Here is a 3612-nt window from a genome sequence, read left to right on the forward strand (position 1 = left end):
TCCTACTTTTATTAAAAATATAAACAACTCGGAAAACCTGAACTAGCAGCTCGCGTTTTTCCCGCGGAACATCAGCCGCATACGCTCGCTGAAATTCCGCAACATAATCATACACAATTACGTTGCCCACAATATGAAAAAAGCACTTCTACTAATTATAATCGGATTTTGGTTCTTGAGTTGTAACAGTAGAAACAGAACAGTAATGGAAGATTTTGAAGAAATAGAGATGGAATTAAAAGATTACAGCGAAGAGGAACAAGAAAAGGAATTTGAATACCTTAAAAAGAATGTGTTTTACGGACTCAAAAATCTTAATAATGGATTCGACTCTGAATCAATTTACTATTTCTCAGAATCTGATTTTGAAATCGTACTTGACCGAGTAGAAGAAAACGGAATTGCTGTTTTCGGAATTGAACCTTGGCTGAACGGAGATTTTTACGATGTATTGAATTTTGAGGATTATAACACTCGCGCGAATGACCCAAAATGGTACAGAAAAGCGTTTGCTGAATTTAAAAAAAGCGGAAAGAATTTAATGTATTCTGCGAGTTACCAAGTGCCGAAAAAATTGTTTGCGGAATAAAATACTGTGGGCAACAACGTGTATAATCCATGCTCTACTCTAGCTTCAGTTTTAATTCTTATATTTAAAACTTTAGAATCGTAACGACGGAAAATAACGATCGTTTTCAGTCGCACGATATCATACACAATTACGTTGTATGCAATTTGAAAATCGAACTCTGAATTGAAACTTATCAAATACATCAGGTCAGAATATAAAGGTTGGTTGATTGGAATTTTAATGCTTCCATTTATTATCGGATTTGAAAAATCTTTCTCTGAATTAGAATCAATATCTGAATTGAATAATTGGATAATTATTTTAAGAATATTATGCCTGACTTTTGTTGCAAGTTTTTTTGTTTTTATAATGTATAGCGGAGAATTTGAATTTCACGAAAAACTTGGCAGAAGAGAATATGAACCTGAAGATTTAAGTAGATTTAAGCGGAATTTAAAAAAATCACTAACTATTTACTCAATTGCTTTATTGATTTGGGTAATTTCTGTTATCATAATAATTTTAGAATTTGGAAAAACGGAAAGTATTTGGAAAATGATTTATTTGCTGACTTTTCCAATTGTTTTTATTGGATTAATGATTTATATATTTAAAGTAATAAAAACTGCATACAACAATGTATAACCGCAATTACGGCGGATTCGACTACGTCCGAATCCACTCGGAATTGCTAACGTCAGTTCTAAACCGAAAATTAACGCATGTAAACCCGTAACTGACGGTTATACGAGAACGTTAGCAACAATAGTGCATTACCGAAAAAAAAGCTGGTCAGGAAACTTTCTGAATAGACCTCAGCACTTCGGATTCTTCTAAAACTATTACTCTGAAAATGATGATCATTTCTTAAACTGGGTTGCAACCTAAATGCGACTTTCATGGTTTTGTGTTTGGTGAATCAGCGGATTCTTGGGCTTGCCAGCCAAATTGGTTTCTGTGCATTCTGATTCGGTTGCAATGCGGAATATTCCGCAGCTTTGTGGTTTGCCTGTGACCTCTTCTGCCCTACAGTAGCTAACAACGTGTATAATCCATGCTCTACTCTTGCTTTAATTTTAATTCTTATATTTAAAAAATGATTCGTGATGACGGAAAATAACGAACGTTCCCAATCGCACGATATCATACACAATTACGTTGTGTGTAAGCTGAAGAATCCTTTATACTAAAGTAAAATAGTTGAATACGGAATTCATTTGCTTACTGAAAACAGAAAATAAGCATTGACCACATCAAAAATAACTGAATGGAATCAACTCAAGTAACAAATGAAACAACAACAACCTTTAGAAATTGGTCTTTCCGATTTTTAATATATCTTTTCTTATTAAATGTATTAGTTGCTTACATAATTTCAACTTCTACAACGTTGACAATTGAATTAGAAGGGTACGAAAAACCAACAAGTAATTCTGAATTGATTTTATCAATATTGGTTGTATTGACCAATATCCTTCTGATTTCTGGAATAATACTTACAGCTTTGAGTGTAATTAAAAAAGAAAAGAAAGATTATAAATATATTATTTCGATTATAGGTTATTCGATATTTTTAATAATTGGAATACTTTCATTGTTTTGAGTATTAATTACTAATGAATAAAGCCTACACACAACAACGTGTATAATTCATTGCGGTAAGTGTTTAAGACGAGGAAAAATTCTCACATAATTTACTATCTTTAAATCTCGGAAAGAATTGCTGGCTCAGCCTTGCGCTTCTTTTCCAGCGGAATTTTCGCCGTAAACGGCTCATCCAAGCGCAAAGCGCTTCGGCTGAAATTCCGCAACAAATCATACACAATTACGTTAGGTGCAATTTTAAAATAAGAATTTATAATTGAAAATCAATCTAATCACTTTACTATTAATGGTATCAATGAACCAAGCATTTGGACAAAACCAAAAAGAAAGGGATTATGGATTTTATGATTCTCTAAATTTAGGAATAGGATACAATTACAGTTTCGGAGATCCAAATGAAAAAAATTTTCATCTATTAGATATCGGTATTAACAAAACAACTTATGGAGGACGACATGGAGGAGGATTTCACTATGGTATCGGAACTGAAATTGGAATAAATACTGACAGATTTACAATTGGACCTAAAGTAAGTGGAATTTTATNTTATGGTATCGGAACTGAAATTGGAATAAATACTGTCAGATTTACAATTGGACCTAAAGTAAGTGGAATTTTATATGTTATGGGACTTGCTATAGGAACAGAATTAGTGACTTATACCGATTTTGATAATTGGACTTTAAGACTCGTCCCGTTGATTGGAATTGGAGGTGAAAGAGGAAGGTTAACAATTAATCCTCACGTAATTCTAACAAATAAGAATTTTCGGCCTATTGATGACGGACTTGTTAATTTAACTATAAATTTGAACCTGGTTCGAAATAAAAGAGAGAGGTAAAAACAGCACCTAACAATGTGTATAGTTCATCGCTAGCGCAAGTACTATAATTGGAAGAATTTTTCTTACATTTATTAAAATATAAATCGGAAAATGAGTTCGCGCAGCGCACGTTTTCCCTCGGAAATCCAGCCGCACGCGTGCGCTGCATTCCCGCAACAAACCATACACAATTACGTTGTACGTAAGCTGAAAAAAAGATGAGTGACACCTACATATCATTAGTTTCAGAAAAATTAAAGTCTGCTGATTCAAAGAAAAAAGCGGAAAGAATAATTGAATTTCTAACTGAACAAAAAATCGCAAAAAAGGATTTGACTGACTGTGTTTTAGGCTCGTCAAAAGGACATGCACCAGCCGAAAATTACAGGAATGTTTTAGAAAAATCGGAATTGAATTTGACCGAACTAAAAACAAATGGAATTGAACTGATTACTGAAAAGCAAGTCTTTGAAAATGGTGGAAACGTCCTTGAACAAGTTAACTGTCCGAACTGTGGAGAAAACAACATTGAAAATGATTGGGGAAACTCGTTAGGAAATTGGCATAGCGGAAATGATTCTGACAAATTAAAATGTCAAAATTGTGGAACTGA

The 3612-nt window shown here is 33.3% G+C and carries 4 protein-coding genes; all 4 read left to right on the forward strand.

Features of this window, described 5'->3' with window-relative positions:
• Window positions 1-133 precede the first annotated feature (133 nt).
• Window positions 134-589 carry a hypothetical protein gene (locus ACU8DI_RS15185; RefSeq protein WP_447113643.1) on the forward strand — a complete coding sequence of 152 codons (456 nt, stop codon included), beginning with the start codon at window positions 134-136 and terminating at the stop codon, window positions 587-589.
• A gap of 165 nt (window positions 590-754) precedes the next feature.
• The gene (locus ACU8DI_RS15190; RefSeq protein ID WP_447113644.1) at window positions 755-1216 is read left to right on the forward strand and encodes a hypothetical protein; all 462 of its coding nucleotides are present in this window, start codon (window positions 755-757) and stop codon (window positions 1214-1216) included.
• Between the two features lie 622 nt (window positions 1217-1838).
• Complete coding sequence (locus tag ACU8DI_RS15195) at window positions 1839-2174, forward strand: hypothetical protein (protein WP_447113645.1); 336 nt, start codon at window positions 1839-1841, stop codon at window positions 2172-2174.
• A 1043-nt stretch (window positions 2175-3217) separates the two neighbouring features.
• The coding region (locus ACU8DI_RS15200) for a hypothetical protein (RefSeq protein ID WP_447113646.1) at window positions 3218-3612 on the forward strand (395 nt) is incomplete at its 3' end.

The sequence above is a fragment of the Psychroserpens sp. BH13MA-6 genome (assembly GCF_052983595.1).

Bases quoted from the DNA above. Each gene is read 5' to 3' on its own strand.
- ACU8DI_RS15185 (WP_447113643.1), top strand. From the start codon at position 134: ATGAAAAAAGCACTTCTACTAATTATAATCGGATTTTGGTTCTTGAGT.
- ACU8DI_RS15195 (WP_447113645.1), top strand. From the start codon at position 1,839: ATGGAATCAACTCAAGTAACAAATGAAACAACAACAACCTTTAGAAAT.